At 65.7% G+C, this 24,932-nt stretch carries 25 protein-coding genes, 1 pseudogene and 1 riboswitch; of the genes and pseudogenes, 18 read left to right on the plus strand and 8 right to left on the minus strand.

Going from position 1 to position 24,932, the window contains the following annotated elements; translation table 11 throughout:
• Nucleotides 1–183 precede the first annotated feature (183 nt).
• The 3 genes from QNO08_RS03955 to QNO08_RS03965 all read left to right on the plus strand — a co-directional run bounded on the left by QNO08_RS03955 (nt 184) and on the right by QNO08_RS03965 (nt 4,905).
• The gene (locus QNO08_RS03955) at nt 184–1,857 is read left to right on the plus strand and encodes an HNH endonuclease (protein WP_284155642.1); all 1,674 of its coding nucleotides are present in this window, start codon (nt 184–186) and stop codon (nt 1,855–1,857) included.
• A gap of 38 nt (nt 1,858–1,895) precedes the next feature.
• On the plus strand, nt 1,896–3,509 hold the full coding sequence (gene purH / locus QNO08_RS03960) for a bifunctional phosphoribosylaminoimidazolecarboxamide formyltransferase/IMP cyclohydrolase (protein ID WP_229964613.1): 1,614 nt from the start codon (nt 1,896–1,898) through the stop codon (nt 3,507–3,509).
• 175 nt (nt 3,510–3,684) lie between these two features.
• Nucleotides 3,685–4,905: an NADP-dependent isocitrate dehydrogenase gene (locus tag QNO08_RS03965; RefSeq protein WP_284015433.1), complete on the plus strand. Its 1,221-nt coding sequence runs from the start codon at nt 3,685–3,687 to the stop codon at nt 4,903–4,905.
• 266 nt (nt 4,906–5,171) lie between these two features.
• Here QNO08_RS03965 and QNO08_RS03970 read toward each other — a convergent pair.
• Together QNO08_RS03970 and QNO08_RS03975 are read right to left on the minus strand one after the other, a co-directional pair.
• Nucleotides 5,172–5,564, minus strand: a pseudogene (locus tag QNO08_RS03970) (Hsp20/alpha crystallin family protein); the annotation flags it as partial.
• Nucleotides 5,565–5,748: 184 nt separating this feature from the next.
• Nucleotides 5,749–7,218: a glutamate-cysteine ligase family protein gene (locus QNO08_RS03975; RefSeq protein ID WP_229964614.1), complete on the minus strand. Its 1,470-nt coding sequence runs from the start codon at nt 7,216–7,218 to the stop codon at nt 5,749–5,751.
• 366 nt (nt 7,219–7,584) lie between these two features.
• Here QNO08_RS03975 and QNO08_RS03980 point away from each other — a divergent pair, with 366 nt between their 5' ends.
• The 4 genes from QNO08_RS03980 to QNO08_RS03995 are packed head-to-tail and all read left to right on the plus strand — an operon-like array spanning nt 7,585 to nt 9,643.
• Nucleotides 7,585–8,373 carry a hypothetical protein gene (locus tag QNO08_RS03980; RefSeq protein ID WP_229965033.1) on the plus strand — a complete coding sequence of 263 codons (789 nt, stop codon included), beginning with the start codon at nt 7,585–7,587 and terminating at the stop codon, nt 8,371–8,373.
• Nucleotides 8,373–8,792, plus strand: coding sequence for a phage holin family protein (locus tag QNO08_RS03985; RefSeq protein WP_229964615.1), 420 nt, complete (start codon nt 8,373–8,375; stop codon nt 8,790–8,792). Before QNO08_RS03980 ends, QNO08_RS03985 begins: the two co-directional genes overlap by 1 nt.
• Complete coding sequence (locus QNO08_RS03990) at nt 8,789–9,397, plus strand: DUF3618 domain-containing protein (RefSeq protein WP_229964616.1); 609 nt, start codon at nt 8,789–8,791, stop codon at nt 9,395–9,397. The genes QNO08_RS03985 and QNO08_RS03990 overlap by 4 nt, the downstream gene beginning before the upstream one ends.
• A gap of 54 nt (nt 9,398–9,451) precedes the next feature.
• Entirely contained in the window at nt 9,452–9,643 is a 192-nt protein-coding gene (locus QNO08_RS03995; protein ID WP_229964617.1) for a hypothetical protein, read from the plus strand.
• A gap of 34 nt (nt 9,644–9,677) precedes the next feature.
• Here QNO08_RS03995 and QNO08_RS04000 read toward each other — a convergent pair whose 3' ends face one another.
• From QNO08_RS04000 to purU, 3 genes are all read right to left on the minus strand, one after another.
• Nucleotides 9,678–10,733 carry a Gfo/Idh/MocA family protein gene (locus QNO08_RS04000; RefSeq protein WP_229964618.1) on the minus strand — a complete coding sequence of 352 codons (1,056 nt, stop codon included), beginning with the start codon at nt 10,731–10,733 and terminating at the stop codon, nt 9,678–9,680.
• Nucleotides 10,734–10,971: 238 nt separating this feature from the next.
• The gene (locus QNO08_RS04005) at nt 10,972–11,496 is read right to left on the minus strand and encodes a gamma carbonic anhydrase family protein (protein WP_229964619.1); all 525 of its coding nucleotides are present in this window, start codon (nt 11,494–11,496) and stop codon (nt 10,972–10,974) included.
• A 63-nt stretch (nt 11,497–11,559) separates the two neighbouring features.
• The gene (gene purU / locus QNO08_RS04010; protein ID WP_229965034.1) at nt 11,560–12,414 is read right to left on the minus strand and encodes a formyltetrahydrofolate deformylase; all 855 of its coding nucleotides are present in this window, start codon (nt 12,412–12,414) and stop codon (nt 11,560–11,562) included.
• Nucleotides 12,415–12,493: 79 nt separating this feature from the next.
• Between purU and QNO08_RS04015 the strand changes: the two genes are divergently transcribed.
• Nucleotides 12,494–13,030 (plus strand): GNAT family N-acetyltransferase, encoded by a 537-nt coding sequence (locus QNO08_RS04015; RefSeq protein WP_229964620.1) that lies wholly within the window; start codon nt 12,494–12,496, stop codon nt 13,028–13,030.
• 5 nt (nt 13,031–13,035) lie between these two features.
• Here QNO08_RS04015 and QNO08_RS04020 read toward each other — a convergent pair whose 3' ends face one another.
• Nucleotides 13,036–14,112, minus strand: coding sequence for an NAD(P)-binding domain-containing protein (locus QNO08_RS04020; RefSeq protein ID WP_229964621.1), 1,077 nt, complete (start codon nt 14,110–14,112; stop codon nt 13,036–13,038).
• Nucleotides 14,113–14,238: 126 nt separating this feature from the next.
• A riboswitch (ZMP/ZTP riboswitch) is annotated at nt 14,239–14,326 on the plus strand.
• An 84-nt stretch (nt 14,327–14,410) separates the two neighbouring features.
• Here QNO08_RS04020 and glyA point away from each other — a divergent pair.
• The 5 genes from glyA to QNO08_RS04045 all read left to right on the plus strand — a co-directional run bounded on the left by glyA (nt 14,411) and on the right by QNO08_RS04045 (nt 19,443).
• Nucleotides 14,411–15,694, plus strand: a complete 1,284-nt coding sequence (gene glyA, locus QNO08_RS04025; protein ID WP_442860455.1) for a serine hydroxymethyltransferase — start codon at nt 14,411–14,413, stop codon at nt 15,692–15,694.
• Between the two features lie 23 nt (nt 15,695–15,717).
• A complete protein-coding gene (locus QNO08_RS04030; RefSeq protein ID WP_284155643.1) occupies nt 15,718–16,692 on the plus strand; it encodes a bifunctional methylenetetrahydrofolate dehydrogenase/methenyltetrahydrofolate cyclohydrolase in 975 nt (324 codons plus the stop codon).
• A gap of 78 nt (nt 16,693–16,770) precedes the next feature.
• Nucleotides 16,771–17,736, plus strand: coding sequence for an ABC transporter ATP-binding protein (locus tag QNO08_RS04035; protein ID WP_229964623.1), 966 nt, complete (start codon nt 16,771–16,773; stop codon nt 17,734–17,736).
• The gene (locus QNO08_RS04040) at nt 17,729–18,634 is read left to right on the plus strand and encodes an ABC transporter permease (protein WP_229964624.1); all 906 of its coding nucleotides are present in this window, start codon (nt 17,729–17,731) and stop codon (nt 18,632–18,634) included. Before QNO08_RS04035 ends, QNO08_RS04040 begins: the two co-directional genes overlap by 8 nt.
• Nucleotides 18,631–19,443 carry an ABC transporter permease gene (locus QNO08_RS04045; protein ID WP_229964625.1) on the plus strand — a complete coding sequence of 271 codons (813 nt, stop codon included), beginning with the start codon at nt 18,631–18,633 and terminating at the stop codon, nt 19,441–19,443. The genes QNO08_RS04040 and QNO08_RS04045 overlap by 4 nt, the downstream gene beginning before the upstream one ends.
• Here QNO08_RS04045 and QNO08_RS04050 read toward each other — a convergent pair.
• Nucleotides 19,406–19,975: an O-acetyl-ADP-ribose deacetylase gene (locus QNO08_RS04050; RefSeq protein ID WP_229964626.1), complete on the minus strand. Its 570-nt coding sequence runs from the start codon at nt 19,973–19,975 to the stop codon at nt 19,406–19,408. The two genes, QNO08_RS04045 and QNO08_RS04050, sit on opposite strands and share 38 nt — an antisense overlap.
• Nucleotides 19,976–20,165: 190 nt before the next feature.
• Between QNO08_RS04050 and QNO08_RS04055 the strand changes: the two genes are divergently transcribed.
• The 5 genes from QNO08_RS04055 (at nt 20,166) to QNO08_RS04075 (ending at nt 24,115) form a co-directional block, all read left to right on the plus strand.
• The gene (locus tag QNO08_RS04055; RefSeq protein ID WP_229964627.1) at nt 20,166–20,918 is read left to right on the plus strand and encodes an SDR family NAD(P)-dependent oxidoreductase; all 753 of its coding nucleotides are present in this window, start codon (nt 20,166–20,168) and stop codon (nt 20,916–20,918) included.
• 112 nt (nt 20,919–21,030) lie between these two features.
• Nucleotides 21,031–21,546: a hypothetical protein gene (locus QNO08_RS04060; RefSeq protein WP_229964628.1), complete on the plus strand. Its 516-nt coding sequence runs from the start codon at nt 21,031–21,033 to the stop codon at nt 21,544–21,546.
• A gap of 92 nt (nt 21,547–21,638) precedes the next feature.
• A complete protein-coding gene (locus tag QNO08_RS04065) occupies nt 21,639–22,487 on the plus strand; it encodes an exodeoxyribonuclease III (protein WP_229964629.1) in 849 nt (282 codons plus the stop codon).
• Nucleotides 22,488–22,498: 11 nt separating this feature from the next.
• A complete protein-coding gene (trpS, locus tag QNO08_RS04070) occupies nt 22,499–23,533 on the plus strand; it encodes a tryptophan--tRNA ligase (protein WP_229964630.1) in 1,035 nt (344 codons plus the stop codon).
• Between the two features lie 3 nt (nt 23,534–23,536).
• A complete protein-coding gene (locus QNO08_RS04075; RefSeq protein ID WP_284024090.1) occupies nt 23,537–24,115 on the plus strand; it encodes a 2'-5' RNA ligase family protein in 579 nt (192 codons plus the stop codon).
• Here the strand turns inward: QNO08_RS04075 and QNO08_RS04080 are convergent.
• On the minus strand, nt 24,112–24,876 hold the full coding sequence (locus QNO08_RS04080) for an alpha/beta hydrolase family protein (protein WP_229964632.1): 765 nt from the start codon (nt 24,874–24,876) through the stop codon (nt 24,112–24,114). The two genes, QNO08_RS04075 and QNO08_RS04080, sit on opposite strands and share 4 nt — an antisense overlap.
• Nucleotides 24,877–24,932: the final 56 nt, after the last annotated feature.

Here is a 24,932-nt window from a genome sequence, read left to right on the forward strand (position 1 = left end):
CTCCAGTAATGCCAAGCCTCTGAGAATGTGCCTTACGCCACTAAAATAGAAGACATGTACTACTCCAGAGCTGCCAAAGACGACAGCCGAGCTCCCGGCCCCGACGCTTCCAACGCGTTGAGTAATGCGCCATTGCCGGCCTCCGGGGCTTCGAAAGGAGCCGCAACAGGAGTCGCCAGGGGTGTGGAGGATTTGGAGGCTGCGGAGCGGGTCTGCCTGATCAACGAGATCCGGGCGTTGGAGGAATTGAAGTGCGTCATCGCCGCCGCCCAGGCCAAGGCCGCGGCGGCCTTTGACGCTTCCACCCGCCGCGCCCAGGCACGGGCCGGCCTGAAGGCCGAGCAGCTGGGTCAGGGCGTAGCCGCGCAACTGGCCCTGGCGCGGCGGGACTCTCCGCATAACGGTGCCAAACTGCTGGGCCTGGCAAGGATCCTGACCACCGAAATGCCGCACACCCTGCACGCCCTCTCCACCGGGGTGATCAACGAGTGGCGGGCCACGCTCCTGGTCCGCGAGACCGCCTGCCTGACCCTGGCCGACCGGCAGAAAGTCGATGAACAGATCGCCGGGAACACCGCGGAACTGGAACAGCTCGGAGACCGGAAGCTGATCGCCCGGATCAAGTCCCTGTCCTACGGCCTGGACCCGCATGCCGTGGTCAACCGTGCCGCGCATGCCGTTTCCCAACGGTATGTGTCCTGCCGTCCGGCCCCGGACACCATGACCTATCTGACCGCGCTGCTGCCGGTTGCCCAGGGCGTGGGCGTCTTCGCGGCGCTAACCCGGGACGCGGACCGGCTGCGGGCGTCCGGGGACCCGCGGACGAAGGGCCAGATCATGGCCGACACCCTCGTGGAACGCACCACCGGACAGGCCCGGGCCGAGGACGTGCGGGTCGAGGTGCAGCTGATCATGACGGACCGGACGCTGCTGCACGGCATCCTGCCGCCAGACACATACACAGGCACAAACACAGGCACAGACGCGGGCACAAATACGGATACGGACGCGGACACGGCAGCGGAGCTGGACGCTGCCAGGACATCTGCGGACACCAAAGACCCCGGGACCGCGAGCTGTGGCAAGCAAACGGAATCATTCCTGCCCGACGGAGCCGAACCGGCCGTGCTGGCCGGATACGGAATCGTTCCCGCGCAGTGGGCCCGGGACCTGATCCGCGGTCCCAACCCGGTTCCGGACGATCCCATCCCGGACAGCCCGGATCCCGGGGACAAGGACCAGGCCCGTGGTCCCGCCCCTAATCCGGCCCGTGGTCCCGCCCCCAACCAGGCCCATAACTGGGCCCGTGATCCGGGCGGCGCCACAGCCGGCTGGGGTACGGTGGCGCGGCGGCCGGATCCGCGCACCGAAGTCTGGCTCCGCCGGCTCTACGTCGCACCGAACTCCGGGCAGCTGGCCGCGATGGATTCCCGGGCACGGCTCGTACCCGGCGGCCTGGCCCGGCTGATCGCAGCCCGCGACCAGATCTGCCGGACTCCGTGGTGCGGAGCACCGATCCGGCACTACGACCACATCACGCCCGTCCGCGAGGGCGGACCAACCAGTGCCGAGAATATTCAGGGACTCTGCGAGGCCTGCAACCAGGCCAAGGAAGCACCAGGCTGGAGCGCAAACGCGGTCGGGGATCGCCAACCGGACCGCCACACAGTGGACACGATCACTCCTACCGGACACACCTACCGGTCCGCGGCGCCGCAACTCCCGGAATCAACTGCTTCCCGTGCTTCCACTGCGCCAATCGCGAGGTCTCCCGGCACCGGTGAAGCCAGCACAGCTTCCAGCTTCACACTCAGCCGGAGGAGTTCACACTCTGCCCGAGACAGTCGTGTGACCTAAACTAAAGCCATCGACACCCCCTCATTTTGGAGAATTGCGTGAGCTCACAGCCGCTGAACCGTGTTCCTATCCGCCGGGCCCTGATCTCGGTCTACGACAAGACGGGTCTGACGGAACTCGCGCAGGGCCTGGCTGCTGCCGGAGTGAGCATCGTGTCCACCGGATCCACCGCTAAGCAGATTGCCGCAGCCGGAGTCGAGGTGACCGAGGTAGCCGATGTCACCGGATTCAACGAGTGCCTCGACGGTCGGGTCAAGACACTGCATCCGCGTATCCATGCCGGGATCCTCGCTGACCGCCGCCGTGAGGATCACGTGGCGCAGCTTGAGGAAATGGAAATTGAACCCTTCGATTTGGTGGTCGTAAACCTCTACCCGTTCGTCCAGACCGTGAAGTCCGGCGCCAGCCAGGACGAGGTGGTCGAGCAGATCGACATCGGCGGACCGTCCATGGTCCGCGCCGCTGCCAAGAACCACCCATCGGTGGCCGTCGTGGTGGACCCGGACAAGTATGCCGAAGTGGTTACGGCTGCCGCAGAGGGTGGCTTCGATCTAAACCAGCGACGCCGCCTGGCCGCCGAAGCGTTTGCCTCCACGGCAGCCTACGACACTGCGGTTGCCGCGTGGACCGCGGAACAGTTCGGTGACGGGACTGAGGAAGGCTCCAGCTGGCCGGCCTACACCGGCCTGGCTCTGGAACGGTCCGAAGTGCTGCGCTACGGCGAGAACCCGCACCAGGACGCGGCCCTCTACGTGGACAAGAGTGCTCTGCCCGGGGTTGCCCAGGCCGACCAGCTGCACGGCAAGGCGATGTCTTACAACAACTACGTCGACGCCGATGCCGCCCTGCGCGCGGCCTTTGACTTCGACCTGCCGGCCGTCGCCGTCATCAAGCACGCAAATCCCTGCGGTGTGGCGGTAGCTTCCCCTGGTGCAGCCGATCCCATCGCCGACGCGCATGCGAAGGCCCACGCCTGTGACCCGGTTTCCGCTTTTGGCGGCGTCATCGCTGCCAACCGCACCGTCACGGCAGGAATGGCCACCTCGGTCAAGGACATCTTCACCGAAGTGGTGATCGCCCCCGACTTTGAGCCCGAGGCCGTGGAAATCCTCTCAGCGAAGAAGAACATCCGCCTGTTGACGCTGCCGGAAGGCTATGGCCGGAACGTGGCAGAATTCCGCCAGGTCTCGGGAGGCATGCTGATCCAGAAGTCCGACAAGATGCAGGCCGAAGGGGACAACCCCGAGAACTGGACCCTGGTGTCCGGCAGCGCCGCCGACGAGGCTACTCTGGCCGACCTCGCCTTTGCCTGGACGGCGGTGCGCGCGGCCAAGTCCAACGCCATCCTTCTGGCGCAGAACGGTGCTTCCGTAGGTGTGGGCATGGGCCAGGTCAACCGGGTGGATTCCTGCCGGCTCGCCGTCGAGCGCGCCAACAGCCTGGGCGGCCCGGACGAGGACCGCGCCAGCGGTTCCGTGGCGGCGTCGGACGCCTTTTTCCCCTTTGCCGACGGACTGCAGATCCTCATCGATGCCGGCATCCGCGCCGTCGTCCAGCCCGGGGGATCGATCCGCGACAGTGAAGTCATTGAAGCAGCCAACGCTGCAGGCGTGACCATGTACTTCACCGGCGCCCGGCACTTCTTCCACTAAGAGCCGCACCCCGCCGGCAGCTGATCTCCGGGACCGCGCGAGTCATCTGCCGTCCCGGAGTTTAGGGCGGCCCGAGTGGGCTGTGGCATAGTTGGACACAAATACAGACCAAAAAGACGGGCTCCGTCATGCCATTCGGCATGCACGGGCGCCCACCAACACACAAGGAGACCGTGTGGCTGAGAAAATCAAGGTTGTGGGTTCTGTTGTAGAACTCGACGGCGACGAGATGACCCGTATCATCTGGCAGTTCATCAAGGACCGCCTGATCAACCCGTACCTCGACGTAGACCTGAAGTACTACGACCTCTCCATCCAGAACCGCGATGCCACTGATGACCAGGTCACCATTGATGCTGCAAACGCCATCAAGGAACACGGCGTGGGCGTCAAGTGCGCAACCATCACTCCGGATGAAGCCCGCGTCGAAGAATTCGGCCTGAAGAAGATGTGGGTTTCCCCGAACGGGACCATCCGCAACATCCTCGGCGGCGTTGTCTTCCGCGAACCGATCATCATTTCCAACATCCCGCGCCTGGTGCCGGGCTGGAACAAGCCGATCATCATTGGCCGCCACGCACACGGCGACCAGTACAAGGCAACCAACTTCAAGGTTCCCGGTGCCGGCACGCTGACGCTGACCTACACCCCGAAGGACGGCGGGGAAGAAATCAAGACCCAGGTCGTCACTTACGGTGACGACGGCGGCGTGGCCATGGGCATGTACAACTTCAACGACTCCATCCGCGACTTTGCCCGGGCGTCCTTCGCCTACGGCCTGCAGCGGAACTACCCGGTTTACCTCTCCACCAAGAACACGATCCTGAAGGCCTACGACGGCCAGTTCAAGGACCTGTTCCAGGAAGTCTTCGACGCCGAGTTCAAGGACCAGTTCGAAGCAGCCGGCCTCACCTACGAGCACCGCCTGATCGATGACATGGTGGCCTCCGCGATGAAGTGGGAAGGCGGCTACGTCTGGGCCTGCAAGAACTACGACGGCGACGTCCAGTCCGACACCGTGGCGCAGGGCTTCGGCTCGCTCGGCCTGATGACCTCAGTGCTGATGACCCCGGACGGCAAGACCGTCGAGGCCGAAGCAGCACACGGCACGGTCACGCGCCATTACCGCCAGCACCAGCAGGGCAAGCCCACCTCCACGAACCCGATCGCCTCGATCTTCGCGTGGACCCGTGGCCTGATGCACCGCGGCAAGCTGGACAACACCCCCGAGGTCATCAGCTTCGCTGAAACCCTCGAAGACGTTGTCATCAAGACCGTCGAGTCCGGCAAGATGACCAAGGACCTCGCGGCCCTGGTCGGCCCGGAGCAGGGATACCTGACCACCGAGGAATTCCTCGCTGAGCTCGATGCCAACCTGAAGACCCGCCTGGGCTAAGCTCCGGACGCTTCAACGCACGACGACGGCGGCGCCTCACCTGACAAGGGTGGGGCGCCGCCGTCGTTAAAGCCGGTCCGTTAGATGCCCGAACCCTGGTCGCCGGAGGAAGCTGGTCCGGTTCCGGAACCAGAGCCGGACCCGGAGCCGGAGCCGGAACTGCCCGAAGCGGAGCCGGATCCCCCCGAACCGGAGCTGCTGGAAGCCGAGGAGCTCACCGATTCGGAACTGGACTGGCCGCTGATGGTATTCGAATCCTTGTAGGAGGAAGACACCTCGATCTTGCGCGGCTTCGCCCGTTCGCTGACCGGAATCAGTACGCTGAGGACGCCGTTCTCGTACTTGGCGGAGATGCCCTCAATATTGATTCCCTGACCGAGGTTCAGCTGGCGCAGGAACGAGCCGGACTCACGTTCCCGGGTCAGCCAGGTGACGGTGTCAGCCGCCTGGATGGTGCGCTCAGCCCGGATGGTCAGCAACTGGCCGTCCACATCCACGTCGACGGAACCCGGATCAATGCCCGGAAGATCGGCATTCAGGATGTAGTGGTCGCCCTCACGGTAGAGGTCGATGGGCATCAGCCGCAGCCGCTGCCGGGGATCAAGCAGGGCTCCTGCCATCCGGTCGAGCTCTCGGAATGGATCGAACTTCATGGCCATTTGTCATCAACTCCTTACGCCCACCTGCAAGGCAGGCGAATCGATATTCGGAACTTCAGAACGGTCGATAACTTGAGTCGTCTCGGCTCAAGAATGAAATTAGATTAGCACTCGGCATATGTGAGTGCCAGAACCTGGAGGAGTTTTTGGGCCCGGAGAGGCAATATTTTTTTCTTCGGATCCGTCAGTCCACCGGCCACTCATGGACCGGGGCATTGGTGTGCATATTCTCCCAGTACCGCTTGGACATTTCGGCCAGGGCAGCGGTTCGTTCCATGCCCTGGCTCTCAAGTCGCCGCAGGTAGGCGATCTGCCAGGATGCTCCGTTTTGTTCGGTGCGGGCCCTTTCCCGGATGACGTCCAGATAGCGGCCGATCAGCTGGTCGTCCACGCCGAGCTCCTGGAGCCCTGAGGCCGCCTGAGGAATCAGATGCCGAATGATCAGTTCTGCGACAGGTATTTCACCGATGCCCGGCCAGTAGAGGGTAGCCTCCAGTCCCAAGCGTGCGCAGGTCAGGAAGTTGTCCGCGGCGCTCTTGAAAGCCATTCGGCTCCAAAGCGGGCGGTCAGCGGTCCGCAGGTACTGGACCAGGCCGTAGAAGAACGCTGCGTTGGCGACCACATCCAGCACCGTCGGCCCGGCGGGCAGGACCCGGTTCTCCAGCCTCAGATTGGGGGCATGTTCGCCGGGGTCGTAGATCGGCCGGTTCCAGCGGTAAACCGTTCCGTTGTGCAGGCGCAATTCCGGGAGCAACGGCGCTCCGGCGGCAGTGGAGCCTCCGCTGCTGCGGGACAGCTCCGGCAGCAGCGCCGGAAAGTAGCGGACATTTTCCTCGAAGAGGTCAAAAATCGAGGTGATCCACCGTTCGCCAAACCATACCCGCGGTCGCACCCCCTGGTTCCTCATCTCCGGCGGGCGGGTGTCAATGGCCTGTTTGAAAAGCTCAATCCGGGTTTCGTGCCAGAGGATGTGCTCCAAGAAAATGGGGGAGTTGGCTGCCAGGGCAATCTGCGGAGCGGCGATGATCTGGGCGGCGTTCCACGCCGGAGCAAAGTCCTCCGGACTGACCTCCAGATGCAGCTGCACCGAGGTGCATGCCGCCTCGGGGGAAATGTTCTTGGCGTAGAACGACAGCGGCTCCGCTCCGCGGAGGTCCACGTGCACATCTTCCCCGCGCGCCTGGAGAACCGACGTGTTCAGGGCTGCATACCGCTTGCCGGCGCTGAGCCACTCCTTGTCCTCCAGCAGGGCCGGCTGGAGCGTGGGCAAAATCCCGACCATGAGAATTTCGGTGTTCACTTCGGCAGCGCGGGTGTCAGCCCGGTTTAGCTGATAACGCAGGGAATCTTCGAGATCCCGCAGGCCACGGCCGCCGATGGCCAGGGCAGGGTGGTTCATTTCGATGTTGAACGCACCGATCTCGGTCTGGAAGGCCGGATCGGCAATTTGCTGCAAAACAGCAGTGTTTCGGAGTGCCGGGGAGAAGTCCTGATTGGTCAGGTTCAGCTCAAGCTCGAGGCCAATGCTGGCGGTGTCGGCGAATGTTGCCGTTGAAAGGTAACCGGCAAACCGGTCGAGGTTTTCGAGCAGGCGCTGGCGGTATCGCGTGCGCTGCTCCCGGCTGTACGTTTTGCTGTTAACTTCGGCGCCCATCGTCTGAAGATAACCATGGGCGCCGAGGGATGTATAGCGTGCCCCGCCCGCAAAACTGAAAATGACGGGCGCCGGCGAGGCAAAAAGACGCTTCAGCGTGTTGCTGCCACCGGCCCGGACGCCGCACGGGGCCTGCGGATCCACAGCGTCGGCTGCAGTGGCACAAGCGGTGGTGCATTACCGGGCCGGCCGCGGTGCCCCGCTGCTCTGTCCGGGCGGACGGCCGGGCTGTATTGTAAGTGTACTTACTACGACTTTACGAACGCGTACTAAGTGTGCTTATTATCGTGTAAACAGTGCAGCTGATTCCCAGCGGCACAGGATTCTGATTCTTCATCCGCAACGATTCAGGAAAGAGTAGTGACGATGACGGAAAACGAGTGGCCCAGAGACGGAAGCCATGCAGCGACCACACCCCAGGGCGGTTCATCCGACACCAAGTCCGCCAAGGCCGGTGCAGCTAAGGACGAGGCCTCAGGGCTTGCGCAGGACGCCGCCGGCAGCGCCCAGCATGTCGCCGAAACAGCGAAGTCCGAGGCCGCCGACGTCGCCTCTGAAGTGACGGCCAACGCCAAGGACCTGTTTAACCAGGCCCGCAGCGACCTCACCGACCAGGCGGGCGCCCAGCAGCAGAAGGTCGCCGAAGGACTCCGGTCCGTGGCGGGCGAGCTGCAGTCGATGGCTGATAACTCGGATCAGCCCGGAGTCGCTTCGGACCTGGTCCGTCAGGCAGCGGAACGCTCCTCGTCAGTGGCCGAATGGCTCGACAGCCGCAACCCCGGTTCCCTGGTCGAAGAGGTCAAGGGCTTCGCCCGGCAGCGTCCGGTTGCCTTCCTCGCCCTCGCCGCAGGTGCAGGCTTCCTTGCCGGGCGCTTGAACAAGGGCCTGAGTGCAGGTCTGCCCGCAGGCGCGGCCACCGCCGCACCGGCCGCCCCGCGGACCGGCACGGTGACCACGCCCGAAACCATTTACCCGCCCGCGCCGACCGAGCAGCCCACCTACACAGGCACGGGCACCGTGAACGCAGGGGGAGCGGCCAACGATCCGTTTGGCGCGGAACCCACGCTTCCCGCGGGACGTCCGCCCTCCTCGGATGACCAGCTGCCCGCTTCGGGAACCCGGGGCAGCGATCCGTTTAGCGGTGGCCAGCACTGATGAGTAGCGAAATCCCTGAACCGCCCCCGACAAAGGCTGAGAGTACGTCCCTTGGGGACCTGCTGGGGCAAGTAACCGCGGACATGTCCACCCTCATGCGTCAGGAGGTGGAACTGGCAAAGGTCGAACTGAAGCAGTCTGCCACCCGTGCGGGCAAGGGGGCAGGGATGTTTGCCGGTGCAGCAGTGGCCGGCTACTTCGTCCTGCTGTTCCTCTCGATCGCGCTCTGGCAGGCCCTCGGGCACCTGATCGGCTTGGGCTGGTCAGGGCTCGTGGTCGCTGTGATCTGGGCGATTATTGCCGCTGTCCTGGCGATGCGTGGCCGCACTGAAATGCGCAAGGTCCGAGGCATGCCTCAGACGTCGGAGACCCTGCAGGAAATTCCCGGAACCCTTAAACCGAATGAGGACCCACGATGAGCGACAATCCCGACGCTATCCGAGCAGACATTGAAGAGACCCGCCGCCGCCTCGGAAGCAACGTAGACGCCGTAGCGGACAAAGTCACCCCGTCCCATATTGTCCAGCGGCAGACCGACAAGGTGAAGGACGCCGTGTTTGGTGTCAGGGACAACGTAAAGGACAAAGTGATGGGAGCAGCTGATTCTATGACTGACAAGGTTCAGACCGGCACGGGCACCGCCTCCGACGGTCTCTCACGCGCCGGCACCGCAGCAGGTGAAGCGCCGCAGAAACTCACCGCCAAGGCGCAGGGCAATCCCATCGCCGCAGGGCTCATCGCGTTTGGCGCGGGGCTGCTGGCAGCCTCCCTGATCCCCGCCAGCGAGAAGGAACGCGTAGCTGCGGACAACCTCAAGACCGCGGCCGAGCCGCTGACCTCCCAGGTCACCGACACAGCCAAGGAAATGGCGCAGGGCCTCAAGGAGCCGGCTCAGGAAGCCATGGAAAACGTGAAGGCAACGGCTGCTGAAGCGGCTCAGAACGTCAAGCAGGAAGGCCAGGGCGCTGCCGATGATGTGAAGGGCAAGGCCTCAGACGCACAGGACAACGTCCGGAAAGCCTGAGTTTTCCCTTCCGCCACACCCCACGAAGTCTCATGACCTGAACAGGAGATTCGAATGGAAATTGGCAAGCAGCAGATCATCGATTTGATCAAGAAGCGCGGCGACGACGACAAGGCCGGACAGGCTGAGGCGGAGTTGCCGGATCAGGTGGACACGGATAAGGACTCGGGCCTGCTTAGCAAGTTCGGGATTGACCCCAAGGACTTGCTGGGCAAGATTCCCGGCCTGGGCGGTCTCGGCGGCTAACTGCACCGTAACCGAAAACCGAAATTACACCGATCTACGGAAGCGGTCCTGCATCTCGCGGGACCGCTTTCCTGTGGGCTCGGGGCCCGGTTGGGCCGCTGCTCGCCGGCCGGACGTCGTCGGCGGGATACCGCACACCCATCTGGGATCTGGCGTTGTCAAAAAGGCGCATTGTCTGCAGCGAGTGGTCCCAGCTCATGGTGGGGGACTCCGGCAGGCCTGACTGAATGCAGCGGGTGGCTTCGCGCAGCTCGTACGTGTAGCCGTTGCCGACCTGCGGAAACCGCTCCACCCGTTCCTCGCCCTGATACGGCGAAACGGTCAGTTCCACCGGGTTGTGCAGCGGCGCCCCGGTCCGCAGCCACCCCTTGGTTCCGGAAATGGTGGCAGTGCGGGTACCCGAGGAAACCAATGACGACATCAGCTGGGCAGCGGCACCGGAGGAGTACGTCAGGAGCAGTGCGTTTTGCTTGTCGATGCCGTCGCCGGTGAGGGTTCCGACGGCGGACACCCGCTCCGGAAATCCCAAGGCGCCAACGGCCAGCGTGAGCGGATAAACGGTGAGATCCAGCAGTGCTCCGCCCCCGGCCTCCGGGTCCCACCAGCCGGCGGGACTGCCGGCAGCCGGGAAGCCCAGGTCTGCCTGAATCCAGCCCACGTCACCGAGCTCGCCGCTGGCCAGGATTTCCCAGATCCGGTTGACGCAGGGCAGGAACCGCGTCCACACGGCCTCCATCAGGAAAAGCCCGCGGGAGGCCGCGATCCCGATGAGGTCCTCCGTCTCCCGGGCGTTGATGGTCAGGGACTTCTCGCAGACCACATGCTTCCCGGCCAGCAGCGCAGCCCGGGAAATCTCATAGTGCTGCGCGTGCGGGGCAGCCACGTAGACAACATCAACCTCCGGATCGTCCACGAGCTGGCGGTACCCCTTGCCCCGCTCGGTGTCGAAGCACGCACGCGCAAATCCGAACCGATCGGCGAACTCCACCGCTGAGGCCTCGCCGCGCGAACTTACGGCCTGCAGCACAGCGTCCTCCAGCCGGGCGATGTCCTCGGTAACCTTGGCGGCGACATTGCCCGTCGCGACCACACCCCACCTCAGCGTTCTTCCGGTTTTCCGAACCGGGCTCGGTGCCCCCGGAGATACACACGGCGGCGTGGGAATGTGCGGGGCGTTCATGGTCCTCTTCTCTGAGAAGCACTCGCAAGTGCGTTTCTCACTCTAGGGTCCATGCCGCACCGCGCCTAGGGGCTGCTCCAACCCAGGGGCCGGAGCCCGGAAAAAAGCCGCCCCGGCCCAGCCCGCCAGGTGTGCAAAGCCGGCGGAGTCAGACCGTGGGCAACGCCTCGCGGTGCGCGGCCGCCGTCTCGAGGTAGTTCGCCGCGTTGGCCCGGACGCCGTCGAACTCGTCATCGGTGAGCTGGCGCCGGACCTTGGCGGGCACCCCGGCGACCAGGGAACGCGGCGGGATGAGTGTGCCTTCCAGGACGACGGCGCCGGCGGCCACCAGCGAGCCGGTACCCACCACGGTGCCGTTCATGACCGTGGCGCTCATGCCGATCAGGCAGTCGTCCTCGATGGTGCAGCCGTGGACCACGGCGTTGTGGCCGATGCTGACGCGCTCGCCGACGGTGGTGGGAAATCCCGGATCGGCATGGAGCACCACGTTGTCCTGCAGATTGCTGCCGGCGCCGACGCGGATGGAATTGGAGTCTCCGCGGACGCAGACTCCGTAGAAGGCGCTGGATCCCGGGCCCATGACGACGTCGCCGATCAGCGAGGCGGTGGGGGCGAGGAAGACTGACGGGTCGATGTCCGGGGTCTTGCCCCGGAGTGAAATAACGTGTGCCATCCGGTCAGCCTAGCCGGGCCCCGCCGCCGGAGCGGTGACGGCGGGGCCGGGCGGACCGCCGTGTCAGTTGAAGACGATGGTCCGCTTCCCGTCCAGCAGTACCCGGTGCTCGGCGTGCCACTGCACGGCCTTGGACAGCGTCCGGCCTTCGACGTCGCTGCCCAGTGCGGCCAGCTGCGGGGCGGAGCGGGCGTGGTCCACGCGGATAACTTCCTGTTCGATGATCGGTCCTTCATCCAGGTCCGAGGTGACGTAGTGCGCGGTTGCGCCGATCAGCTTCACTCCGCGGGCGTGTGCCTGGTGGTACGGCCTGGCACCCTTGAACGAGGGCAGGAAGGAATGGTGGATGTTGATCGCCCGGCCGGACAGATCACTGCACAGGTCGTTGCTGAGGATCTGCATGTAGCGGGCCAGCACCACCAGCTCGATGTCCAGGTCCTGCATCAGGCCGCGCAGTTCATTTTCTGCCGCCTCCTTGCCGGCCGGGGTTACCGGAATGTGGTGGAACGGGATGCCGTAGAAGGCGGCCAGCCCGGCGAGGTCCTTGTGGTTGGACACAATCGCCGGAATCTCGATCGGCAGGGTTCCGGCACGCTGGCGGAAGAGGAGGTCATTCAGGCAGTGGCCGGACTTGGAGGCCATGATCAGGGTGCGCACCGGAGCGCCGGCGGTGAACAGCTGCCACTCCATGCCGAAGGCCCGGGCCACCGGCGCCAGGGTTTCCCGGACTTCCGCGCGGGTGCCGGGGGCGGTGAAGTCCACGCGCATGAAGAAGGTTCCGGTTTCGGCGCTGCCGTACTGCTGGGATTCAGTGATGTTTCCCCGCGCGGCGACGAGGCCGCCGGAGACGGCATGCACGATGCCCGGTTGGTCCGGGCAGGACAGGGTGAGCGTGTAGGCGGAAGCGGCGGGGGCCATGGCTGTGGCAGGGGGAGTGGGAAAGTCAGTCACCCTTTCAAGGTTACCTGCCGGACAGGGGCTCCCTTAGGCTAAGAAAATGGACGTAACCTTCATGCCGCTCTCTGACAGGGACGACGAAGAGCTGGTCAAGTTCCTGACCACCAACAGCTTTCCGTACCACCGCATCACGGCGCCTTCCGAGGAGCTGGTGCGTCAGCTGATTGTGGACGGGCGCTTTGAAGCCGACGGCGTCTGCACCTACTGGGTCTACGGCGACAACCGCCGGCTCGGCCTGGTCATCGTGGAGCGGCTGGAAAGCCAGTGCCCCACCTTCGACCTGCGGTTGTTGGAGGAAGCCCGCGGGCACGGCGCAGGGGTGCCGGTGCTGCAGGCCCTGACCGGGTTGGTCTTTGCCGACCGGCCGGCGGCTAACCGGTTTGCCGGCCGGACGCGTGAAGACAACACGGCCATGCGCAAGACCTTCCTCCGATCGGGGTTCCTGAAGGAAGCCCACTACCGCGATGACTGGCTGCTGGACGACGGCGGCCGGATCGCCTCGGTCACCTACGCGATGCTGCGCAGCGACTGGGAACAGGGGACCCTGACGGGGTTCGACTGGGAGGACGTGGAGTAAGCCGCCTAGCCCGTTCCGAGCAGCTCCAGTGCAGCCGTCGCCGCCGCCCGTCCCGCCCGGGTGGCGCCGAGCGTAGAGGAAGACTCTCCGTAGCCCACCAGGAACAGCTGCGGCAGCTTCTGTACGCGGGGACCGTCCATGCGGATGCCGCCCCCGGGCTCCCGCAGGTGCAGGGGAGCGAGATGATCCAGCGAAGCACGGAACCCGGTGGCCCAGAGAATAACGTCGGCTTCGGCTGTGCTGCCGTCGGCGAAGACCGCCCCGTCCGCGGTGATTCGGGAAAGCGGACCGCGGGAGACGAGGACGCCGTCGTCGATCCCTTGCTGATAGGCGGCGGTCAGCGGCAGTTTTGTCGCGGCCACGACGCTGAGCGGGGGAAGCCCGGCCCGTGTGCGCTCGCTGACCTGCCGCTCGACGTCCCGGCCCCAGTCCGCGTCAAAGGGCGTGCCGGTGAAGTCGGGCGGCCTGCGGGTGGACCAGATGGTGCGGGCACCGGCGTCGTGCAGCTGCAGCAGGAACTGCACCGCAGACGTTCCGCCGCCCACCACCAGGACGCGGCGGCCGGCGAAATCCGCGGCGCTGCTGAAGTCGTGGGTGTGCAGCTGGGTTCCGCCGAAGTTCTCCCGCCCCGGATAGGACGGCCAGTGCGGCTTGTCCCAGGTTCCCGTGGCATTGATGACGGCCCGCGCCCGCCAGGAGCCACCGCTGGTGTCGAGGCGCAGCCTCCCCTTCCCTGCGGGGGAGACCCGGTGCACGCGGACCGGCCGCTGCACGTGCAGCCCGAACTCGGTTTCATAGTCGCCGTAATAGCGGGTCACGACCGACGACGCCGGTTCCCGGGGATTCGGGGTGCCCAGCGGCGAACGGGGCAGGTCGTGGATTCCGTGGACGGAGCCGAGGGTCAGCGAATCCCAGCGGTGGCGCCAGGCACCGCCGGGTCCTTCGTTGGCATCCAGCACGACAAAACCGGACCCCGCCGCCAGGCCGCGGCGCTGCAGATAGTAGGCGGCGCTCAGCCCGGCCTGTCCGGCACCGATGACGGCGACCTCCACTTCGACGCCGTCCGCTTGGTCCTGCCCCATCGCCTGCCCTCTTCGTCAATTCCGACTGGTTCTGCTCGGTTCCGCTCCGTGCGCACCTGGTACAACCCGCCCGCCCCCGGAACCTATTCCGCCGCACCGGCATCCGGCAGCGCTCATCCGGTACGATCGATATGTCGCAACTGGCGTTGGGTGGGTCACCACCAGGGAGCGGCGAAGCACCACAGACCACGGATCGCACGCCTGGGCCGACGGTCACGCCTTCTGTTCGTCATGCCCGGATCTCCGGGGGTGCCGGCAGGTAGCCTGACCCATAGAACCCCTTCCTCAGGAGATCCTTGTGAGACTGTCCACCCAGCCCGTGACTGACGCCAAATTGTCCGACGTCGATCCGGAAATCGCCGCCGTCCTGAACGACGAGCTGGCCCGCCAGCGCAACACGCTGGAAATGATCGCATCGGAGAACTTCGCCCCGCGGTCAGTCCTGGAAGCCCAGGGCTCCGTTCTGACGAACAAATATGCCGAGGGATATCCGGGCCGCCGCTACTACGGGGGCTGCGAGCACGTCGATGTCGCCGAGAACCTGGCGATCCAGCGGGTGAAAGCCCTGTTCGGCGCCGAGTTCGCCAACGTCCAGCCGCATTCCGGAGCCTCCGCGAACGCCGCTGCCCTTGCCGCGATGATGTCGCCCGGCGACAAGCTGATGGGACTGAACCTCGCCCACGGCGGCCACCTGACCCACGGCATGAAGCTGAATTTCTCCGGCAAGCTGTACGAAGTGGCCGCCTACGGGGTGGATGAGGACACCTGCCGGGTGGACATGGACAAGGTCCGCGAGCAGGCCCTCGCGGAGCGCCCGCAGGTTATCGTCGCCGGCTGGTCCGCCTATCCGCGGCAGCTGGACTTTGACGCGTTCCGCTCCGTCGCCGATGAGGTCGGTGCGCTCCTGTGGACCGACATGGCACACTTTGCCGGCCTCGTGGCCGCCCGCCTGCACCCGAACCCGGTGCCGGCCTCCGACGTCGTGACCTCCACCGTGCACAAGACCCTCGCCGGTCCGCGTTCGGGCATCATCCTGGCCAAGGAGCAGTTCGGGAAGAAGCTGAATTCGGCCGTCTTCCCCGGCCAGCAGGGCGGCCCGCTGATGCACGTCATCGCTGCCAAGGCCGTGGCGTTCAAGATTGCCGGCTCAGAGGAATTCCGGGAACGCCAGGAACGCGTCCTCGAGGGCGCCCGGATCATTGCGGACCGCCTGAACGCCGCAGACGTCGCCGGAAACGGGGTGTCAGTCCTCACCGGGGGCACCGATGTGCACCTCATCCTGGTGGACCTGCGCCACTCGGCGCTGGACGGAAAGCAGGCCGAGGACCTGCTGCACTCCGTGGGCATCACCGTGAACCGCAACTCGGTACCGTTCGATCCGCGCCCGCCGATGGTTACTTCCGGGCTGCGGATCGGCACCCCGGCCCTGGCCACCCGCGGCTTCGGGGCACAGGAGTTCACCGAGGTGGCGGAGATCATTGCCGCGACACTGAAACCGGCCCCCGACGTCGACGCACTGCGGGCGCGGGTCACCGCGCTGGCCGAGAATTTCCCGCTGTATCCGGGACAGGAAGAGTGGTAACGAGCATGGAGAAGGGAAGCAACATGGAAGGCACGAAGGACAGCTTGGAGAACGGCGTGAACCTCGGCTGGGAGAAGAAGGAACGGACCGACTTCGGCACCCCGGTCGCCGCCCGGATCCTCGACGGCCGCAAGGCTGCCAAGGACATCAAGGACGAACTGGCGCAGCGCGTCGCGGTCCTGAAGGACGAATACGGCATCACTCCGGGACTGGGAACCATTCTGGTGGGTGAGGATCCGGCCTCGCACTCCTACGTGGGCGGCAAGCACAAGGACTGCGCTCAAGTGGGCATCAACTCGGTCCGCCGGGACCTGCCGGAGGACATCAGCCAGGAAGACCTGGAAAAGGTGATCGACGAGCTGAATGCCGACCCCGGCACCACCGGTTACATCGTCCAGCTGCCGCTGCCGGCGCAGATCGACACCAACGCCATCCTGGAACGGATCGCCCCGGAAAAGGATGCCGACGGCCTGCACCCGGTGAACCTGGGACGCCTGGTCCTCAACGTCAGCGAACCCATGACCTCGCCGCTGCCCTGCACCCCGCACGGGATCGTGCAGCTGCTGGTGCGCAACGGCATCTCGCTCACCGGCAAGAACGTTCTCGTGGTGGGCCGCGGCGTGACGGTGGGCCGGCCGCTGGGCCTGCTGCTGACCCGCCGGCCGATCAACGCCACAGTGACGCTCGCGCACACCGGAACCGTGGACCTGCTGGAGCACCTGCGCGCCGCCGACGTGGTGGTGGCCGCTGCCGGGTTCCCCGAAATGATCAAGGCCGAGGACCTCAAGCCCGGAGCCATCGTGCTCGACGTCGGAGTCACCCGGGTCACCGATCCGGACACCGGCAAAACCACCCTCACCGGTGACGTGGAGAAGGCAGCGGCCGACGTCGCATCCTGGATCTCCCCGAATCCCGGCGGAGTGGGCCCGATGACCCGGGCCATGCTGCTCTCCAACGTGGTGGAGGCCGCGGAGCGCGCCGCCGGGATCCTTCCCTAGGCACGTCCCGAGCACCACCGGAAGGCCCCGCGGACGCCCTGTTCCGCGGGGTCTTCATCTTTGCACTAGGCTGTTGCTGTGCCGCAGATCACACCGACCGCAACTGTCCCCAGGACCGCCTCCTCAACCGTCATCTCCGCCCGGAACCTCCGTAAAACCTACGGCGATTTTGCCGCCGTGGACGGGATCAGCTTCGACGTCCCGGCGGGGGAGTCCTTCGGGCTCCTCGGCCCCAACGGCGCCGGCAAGTCCACCACCATGAAAATGATCGGCGGCGTGTCATCGCGCTCCTCCGGGGACCTCACCGTCATGGGACTGGACCCGGACCGGTACGGACCCGAGGTGCGCGCCCACCTGGGGGTGGTGCCGCAGCAGGACAACCTTGATGAAGACCTGCGCGTGCGTGAGAACCTCCTGGCCTACGGCCGGTACTTCGGCCTGCCCAAGAGCTATCTGGGCCCCAAGGCGGACGAGCTGCTGGAATTCGCCCAGCTCACCGACAAGGCCAAGGCCAAGTTGGAATCCCTCTCCGGCGGAATGAAGCGGCGGCTGACCATCGCCCGGTCGCTCATCAACGACCCCAAGATCCTGCTGCTGGATGAACCCACCACGGGACTGGACCCGCAGGCACGGCATATCCTCTGGGACCGGTTGTTCCGGCTGAAGGAAGCCGGCGTCACACTGATCCTGACCACCCACTACATGGACGAGGCCGAGCAGCTCTGCGACCGCCTGGTTGTGGTGGACAAGGGAAGGATCATGGCGGAAGGATCTCCTGCCGCCCTGATCCGTGAGTACTCCACCCGGGAGGTGCTGGAACTGCGCTTTGGTTCCGAGCGCAACACCACGGTGGCAGGCGAACTGCAGGGAATCGGGGACCGCCTCGAAACCCTCCCGGACCGCGTCCTGATCTACGCAGACGACGGCGAGGCCGCCCTGGAAGCGGTCAGCTCCCGCGGGCTGCGCCCCATTACCTCGCTGGTGCGCCGCTCCTCCCTGGAGGACGTGTTCCTCCGGCTCACCGGACGGAGCCTCGTTGACTGAGCGGCAGCCATCAGGCGCGCCGGTGGGGGAAGCGGGGACAAACCGGGATGCCGTGCTTGGTCTGCGTTCTCCGCTGACCCCGGAGCAGACAGCTGCCCGGGCGAAGCGCTTCGGCGCCATCTACTATGCCGAGCACTGGATCCGGCGCATGCGCGGCTACGGCTGGACCGTGCTCATGACGGCGGTGGGCACCCCTCTGGTGTACCTCTTTGGCATGGGCGTGGGGCTGGCGTCGCTGGTGGACAGCGGCGATGCGGCGTTCGACGCCGGCAACGGGACCACAGTCTCCTACCTCGTCTTCGTGGCACCGGCCCTGCTGGCCACCGCCGCCATCATGGTGTCGACCGAAGAAAACACCTACATGGTGATGGGCGGCTTCCGCTGGCAACGCACCTACTACGGTCCCAACGCGTCGCCGCTGTCCAGTAACCAGCTGGTGGACGGGCACCTGATCGGATTCTCGGTCCGGATGCTGATTACCACCGCCCCGTACTTTGTGTTCCTGCTGCTCTTCGGCGCAGTGGAGCAGCCGGGCACCGGCTGGCTGATGATTTTCACCGCGATTCTCGGCGGCGTGGCCTTCGGGCTGCCCCTGCTGGCCTTCAGCGCGTCGCTGGAGCAAGACAAGGGGCAGTTCGCCATGGTGCAGCGCTTCATTGTGATGCCGCTGTTCCTGTTCTCCGGCACCTTCTTTCCGCTGGATGCCCTGCCCGGGGCCATCCGCTGGATCGGCTGGATTTCTCCGCTGTGGCACTCCACCGAGCTCGGCCGGGTCCTCAGCTACGGCTACGCCGAACCGCCGGCGCTGACCGCTGTGCACGTGGCGTATTTGCTGCTCCTGGCCCTGGTCGGCTGGATCCTGGCGCGCCGGAACTTCACTCGAAGGTTGGGAAAATGACGACGCAGCTGGAGCCGGCTGACCGCTTTTTGGGCTCACTCTATGCCCGCAACATCCGTGCCGTCTTTGCCCGCGGGCTCAAAGCCACCTGGGGGAGCAACTGGTCAATCATGATCAGCGGATTCGTGGAACCGGTGCTCTATCTGATGGCCATGGGCATTGGATTGGGATCCCTGATTGGCACTGTTGCCGGCCCGGGAGGCGAACAGATCGGGTACGCCAACTACATTGCCCCGGCGCTGCTGGCCGTCTCCGCGATGAACGGTGCCGTCTATGACTCCACCATGAACGTGTTCTTCAAGCTGAATTACGCCAAGCTCTACGAAGGCATGCTCGCCACGTCGCTGGGCCCGTTAGACGTCGCGCTCGGGGAAATCCTGCTTGCCCTGCTGCGCGGGGCCATGTACGCCACCGGCTTCACGGCCGTCATGGCGGCCATGGGCCTTGTGACCTCTCCCTGGGCGCTGCTCATGATTCCCGCCGCCGTGGTGGTGGCCTTCGGCTTTGCCTCCTTCGGCATGGCGATCACCAGCTGCATGAAGACCTTCCAGCAGCTGGAGTGGGTGAACTTTGTCATGCTGCCCATGTTCCTGTTCTCCGCGACCTTCTATCCGCTGAGCGTGTACCCCGGGGGCGTCCAGTGGGTGATCCAGGCGCTGCCGCTGTGGCACGGGGTGGAAATGATGCGCCAACTCAGCGTGGGGCTGCTGACCTGGTCCACCGCGGGACACCTGCTGTACTTCGTGGTGATGATCGGGCTGGGGCTGGTGGTCACGACCCGGCGTCTTCGGGTCCTGTTCCTGAAGTAACGGTGCCTGAAGCAGCGGACAGCTCCTGCCACACGGACCGGAAGATCTGCTCGGTGGCGGCGCCAAAGAGCACGAAGTCCACCGACCGAACGGTGCGGGCCGGATAGTCCCGGACCGTGCTCAGCCCCACCCGGGCCACCGTCGCCGGGTTCCAGGCGTAAACGCCGGCGCTGATGGCGGGAAAGGCCACGGTCTCGGCGCCGAGCTCCTCGGCGATGTCCAGCGCCCGCCGGAAGCAGGAGGCCAGCAGCGCCGGATCGGTTTCCCCGGCGCGGGCGTTCGGGCCAACCGTATGGATGACCCAGCGGGCAGGAAGGTCGAAACCCGGGGTGGCCGCAGCCTCGCCGGTGGGCAGGCCCTGCGCCCAGGTCCCTGACCGCAGCTCCCGGCAGGCTGCCAGCAGGGCCGGTCCCGCGGCGCGGTGGATGGCGCCGTCCACGCCGCCGCCGCCAAGCAGTGAGGAATTGGCGGCGTTCACGATGGCGTCGGCTGTGCTGGCGGTAATGTCTCCGGCGGTGATGTGAATCTGCATGCGGCCAGTCTTCCACCGGTTCGGCCGGGCCCGCCAGTTCCCCTCTGAACCCGGTGCAGCTGCGCCGCTGCCTTCCGCAACCGCAGGCGGAACGGGATCATGGGACGAAAGGGCGCCGCCGTGTGCCGGACCGCCGAAGCACACGCCAGCATCACGCCCGCAGCACCGGGCGGAACCGGAGGAGTTTGCCATGGCTGATCAATTCGCGGGAAAGACCGCCCTCGTCACGGGCGCGGGATCGGGGATCGGCAAGGCAGCGGCAATCGCGCTGGCGGCGGAAGGCGCCAGGGTGGTGGTCAACGACGTCGACCTGGAAGCGGCACAGGCCGTGGTGAACGAGATCTCGGCGGCCGGCGGAACCGCAGCACCCTCGGTCGGTGACGTCGGCAGCGCCGAGGACGTGAAGGGAGCGGTGGCCACTGCCGTCAATGAGTTCGGCGGCCTGCACCTGGCCTTCAACAACGCCGGCATCAGCGGCCCGCTCGGCCTGCTCACCGAAATAGACCTCGAAGGCTACCGGCGCGTCATTGACGTCAACCTCAACTCGGTGTTCTACGGGATGTACTACCAGATCCCGGAAATGCTGAAGGCCGGCGGCGGCGCGATCGTGAACACGTCCTCCATCCTGGGCATGGTCGGATCCGGGACCGCCGTCCCGTACGTCACGGCCAAGCACGGGGTGACGGGGATGACCCGCGCCGCCGCGCTGGGTTACGCGGACCAGGGCATCCGCATCAATTCAGTGCATCCGGGCTACATCGACACCCCGCTGCTCGAAGCGCTGCCGGGGGAGGTCTACGCCGCGCTGGTGCGAATGCATCCGGCGGGAAGGCTGGGTACCGCAGACGAGGTGGCGCAGGTGGTCCTGTTCCTGCTGTCGGACCGCGCGGCCTTTGTCACCGGCGCCCAGTACGCAGTGGACGGTGCCTACACCACGCAATAGGCCGGCCGCCGTCGAGCCGTTTTGCCGAGGGACCTCCGGGGCTTCGGGTACTTCGATTTCGCCTCGGGAGGACGTTTTAACGGCTGGGCTCCGAGTTTGAGACAATGAAGCCATGCAGTCGCTCCCCAACGGCAAAATGCCGCAGCCCTCGTCCAAAGCCCGCCGTGGAGTAAGCCAGAAAATGGCTACCTTCGGCATGACCCTCATGCTGCTTGTGTTCCTTGTGGCCGTGGTGTTTGCGGCGAACGAGAACGACGTCGTGGGGTGGCTGGTCGTCATCATCTCGCTGGGCTGGCTGTGCCTGTTTGCCTTCGTGGTCTTCAGTGTCCGCGGAGCTGCCCGCAAGGCCGGCGCGAAGCTTGCCGAAGCGCAGGACAGCCTCACCCGGGCGGCCGGCGGCGCTCCCGCCGTGCAGGTCGTCGACGAGGCCACCACCATCCGCGACCAGAAGCTGGACCACAGCTTCAAAATCGTCCAGGTGCAGTCCCGCGTGATCCGGGAAAACCTCGGCAAGGACGAAGACCAGGTCAGCCGGGCCCTGGAAACCATTGAGATTACCTCCCACAACGCACGCTCCATGATCAAGAAGGACGACGGCGGCCCGGTCGAGGGCACCCTGGTGGACTAGCACCGCACCCCGCCCCAGCACCGCCCGCGCGGACCCTCTGCGGCCCGCGCTCCAAGATGAACCGCATGCTACTGAGGAGTATGGTTATTCGCGTGAGTTTGGCATCAGCAGGAGAATCCGCCGGTCCGGCAAAGACGCTGCGCATTGCAACGGTGAACGTGAACGGCATCCGCGCCGCCTACAAGCGCGGGATGGCCGACTGGCTGGCGGAGCGGGAGGTCGACATCCTCTGCCTGCAGGAAGTCCGCGCCCCCGACGCCGTGGTCCGGGAACTTCTCGGCGACGACTGGCACATCCTGCACGCCGAAGCTGAAGCCAAGGGCCGCGCCGGGGTGGCCATCGCCTCCAGGATCGCCCCCGTGGCCACCCGCGAGCACATCGGTGACGACTACTTTGCGCTCTCCGGACGCTGGGTCGAAGCAGACTTCAAGGTGCCGGTTGACGGCGCCGAAAAGCTGCTGACGGTGGTGAGCGCCTACGTCCATTCCGGCGAGGTGGACACCCCCAAGCAGGTCGACAAGTATCGTTTCCTGGACGTCATGACCGAGCGGCTGCCCGCTCTGAAGCAGCAGAGCGACTTTGTCCTGCTGGTGGGCGACCTCAACGTCGGGCACACGCCCCTGGACATCAAGAACTGGAAGGGCAACGTCAAGCGCGCCGGCTTCCTCCCCGAGGAACGCGCCTACTTTGACCGGTTCTTCAGCGACGAGATCGGCTACACGGACGTGGCCCGCAAGCTTGCCGGCGACGTGCCCGGCCCGTACACCTGGTGGTCCTGGCGCGGTCAGGCCTTCGACAACGACAGCGGTTGGCGCATCGACTACCAGCTGGCCACGCCCGGGCTGGCCGAACGCGCCGTCTCCGCCGTCGTCGACCGGGCCGCCACCTACGACAGCCGCTTCTCAGACCACGCTCCCGTAGTGGTCGACTACCAGTTCTGAGGGTCAACACCATGAGCACATCCACCGCAACCGGCCGCCAGCGCATCCTCTCGGGAATGCAGCCCTCGGCAGACTCCCTGCACCTGGGCAACTACCTCGGCGCCCTGGTGAACTGGGTCCGGCTCCAGGAGGAGTACGACGCGTACTTCTTCATTCCGGACCTGCACGCCATCACCGTGCCGCAGGACCCGGCGGACCTGCGCCAGCGCACGCGCGTCACCGCCGCCCAGTACATCGCCGGCGGCGTCGACGTGAACAAGGCCACCCTGTTTGTCCAGTCCCAGGTTCCCGAGCACGCGCAGCTGGCCTGGGTCCTGAACTGCCTGACCGGATTCGGCGAAGCTTCCCGGATGACGCAGTTCAAGGACAAGCAGCAGCGCTTCGGCGCCGACGCGGCGTCCGTGGGCCTGTTCACGTACCCGATCCTGCAGGTCGCCGACATCCTGCTGTACAACCCCCACGGCGTGCCCGTGGGCGAAGACCAGCGCCAGCATGTTGAGCTCAGCCGTGACCTGGCCAAGCGCTTCAACTCCCGCTACGGCGACACCTTCATCATTCCGGAGGTGTTTGTGCAGAAGGAAGCAGCGAAAATCTACGACCTGCAGAACCCGACGGCGAAGATGTCCAAGTCGGCGGCGTCCCCCGCCGGGCTGATCAACCTGCTGGATCCGGACAAGGTCATCGCCAAGCGGATCAAGTCAGCGGTGACCGACGACGGCGCCGAGATCCGCTTCGACCGCGAGGCCAAGCCCGGCATCTCCAACCTGCTGTCCATTTTCTCGCTGGTTACCGGCCGGAGCGTGGACACCCTGGTGAAGGAGTATGAAGGGAAAATGTACGGCCACCTCAAGGTGGACCTGGCCGAGGCCGTCACGGAGCATGTCCGTCCGATCCGCGAACGGGCCCTGTTCCTGCTCGAGGATCCGGCTGAACTTGACCGTCTCCTGGCTGTGGGAGCCGCCAAGGCCCGGGAAACGGCATCCGTTACACTGGCCGATGTGTACAGCAAAGTAGGTTTTCTACCTTTGGGCTCCACAGCGGTCTGACCGATGACTCTTTGGAATCCGATGATCCAGGCAGACACCGTCGAGGGCGTCGACGGCAGTTCGGCCGCGCCCGGCTGCACCTGCGTGGGCATCGTGATCGGGGTGCCGGAGCCCATGGCAGCCGAGCTGCGCCGGGCTCGGGCCTCCTTCGGAGATCCGCTGGCGGCCGTCATCCCGGCACACATCACCGTCGTGACCACCACGCAGACCGACGACTGGGAAGCAACCGCTGCGCATGTGCGCCGGGTGGCCCGCAAGCACGCCCCGTTTGACGTCTCGCTGCGCGGCACTGCGACGTTCCGGCCGGTGTCGCCGGTGGTCTATCTTCAGCTCGACGAGGGCTACGACGAGTGCACCGCCCTGCACAAGGAAATGCAGAGCGGTCCGCTGGCCCGGGACCTGCCCTTTCCCTACCATCCCCATGTTACGGTGGCCCACGACGTGAGCGACGCCGGCATGGACAGCGCCATGCAGACCCTGCGCCACTATGATGCCCGCTTCACCGTGAGCACCATTGGGTTGTACGAGCACGATGCGACCGGGCTCTGGAAGCTCCGCGAGGAAGTCCCCCTCCGGGCCTAGGCGCTCAGGTAGACGCCGGCCCAGGCGGCGATGATGTCCGCCGCCCGGCTGGTCTGGGCGCGGTCCACCATCAGGTGGTCGCTGCCCTCCAACGAGATGAAATTCCGGGGATGCCGCGCCACGGAGAAAATCTCGCTGGCATTGTCGATGCCCACCGTATTGTCGGTGGGGGAGTGCATGACCAGCAGGGGCAGGTGCAGCTCGCGGATGCATTCGGTCAGGTTCTGCGCGGCAAGGTCGTGCAGCAGCTCCTCCCGGATCTGAAGGCTGCGGCCGCCCAGGTCGACCTGCGCCGATCCCTCCTGCCGGATGGTCTGCATCTCCTCTTCGAAGAGGTGCATGACATGGGAAGGCCGGAAGGGTGCGCCGATGGTCACCACGGCGTCCAGCTCCGGGATGCTTCCGGCCGCGGCGAGGACCGCCGCTCCGCCGAGGGAATGACCGATCAGCAGGGAAACCTTGTGCCCCTGCGCGCGCAGGCAGTCGACGGCGCTGGAGACGTCGGCGACTTTGGTGCTGAACGTGCCGTCCTCCCACGCGCCGCCGGAGCCGCCCAGGCCCGCGGCGTCGTAGCGCAGGACGCCGATGCCGTGCCCGGCCAGGGCCTTGGAAATCCGCGACGCGGCAGCGCTGTTCTTGCCCAGCGTGAAGCCGTGGCAGAACACCGCCCAAGCCCTGGCTTCGCCGTCGGGCAGGTCAAGCGTGCCGGCGAGCGTGGTGTTGTTGACGCCGGGAAAGGATACGGATTCGAACGTGGGCATGGTTCACCTTAGCGGGCGGAGCGAAAGGGGCAAGCAAAAAAGGCAAGCAAAAAGCG

It is taken from the genome of Arthrobacter sp. zg-Y820 (genome assembly GCF_030142155.1).
Lineage (GTDB): Bacteria > Actinomycetota > Actinomycetes > Actinomycetales > Micrococcaceae > Arthrobacter_B.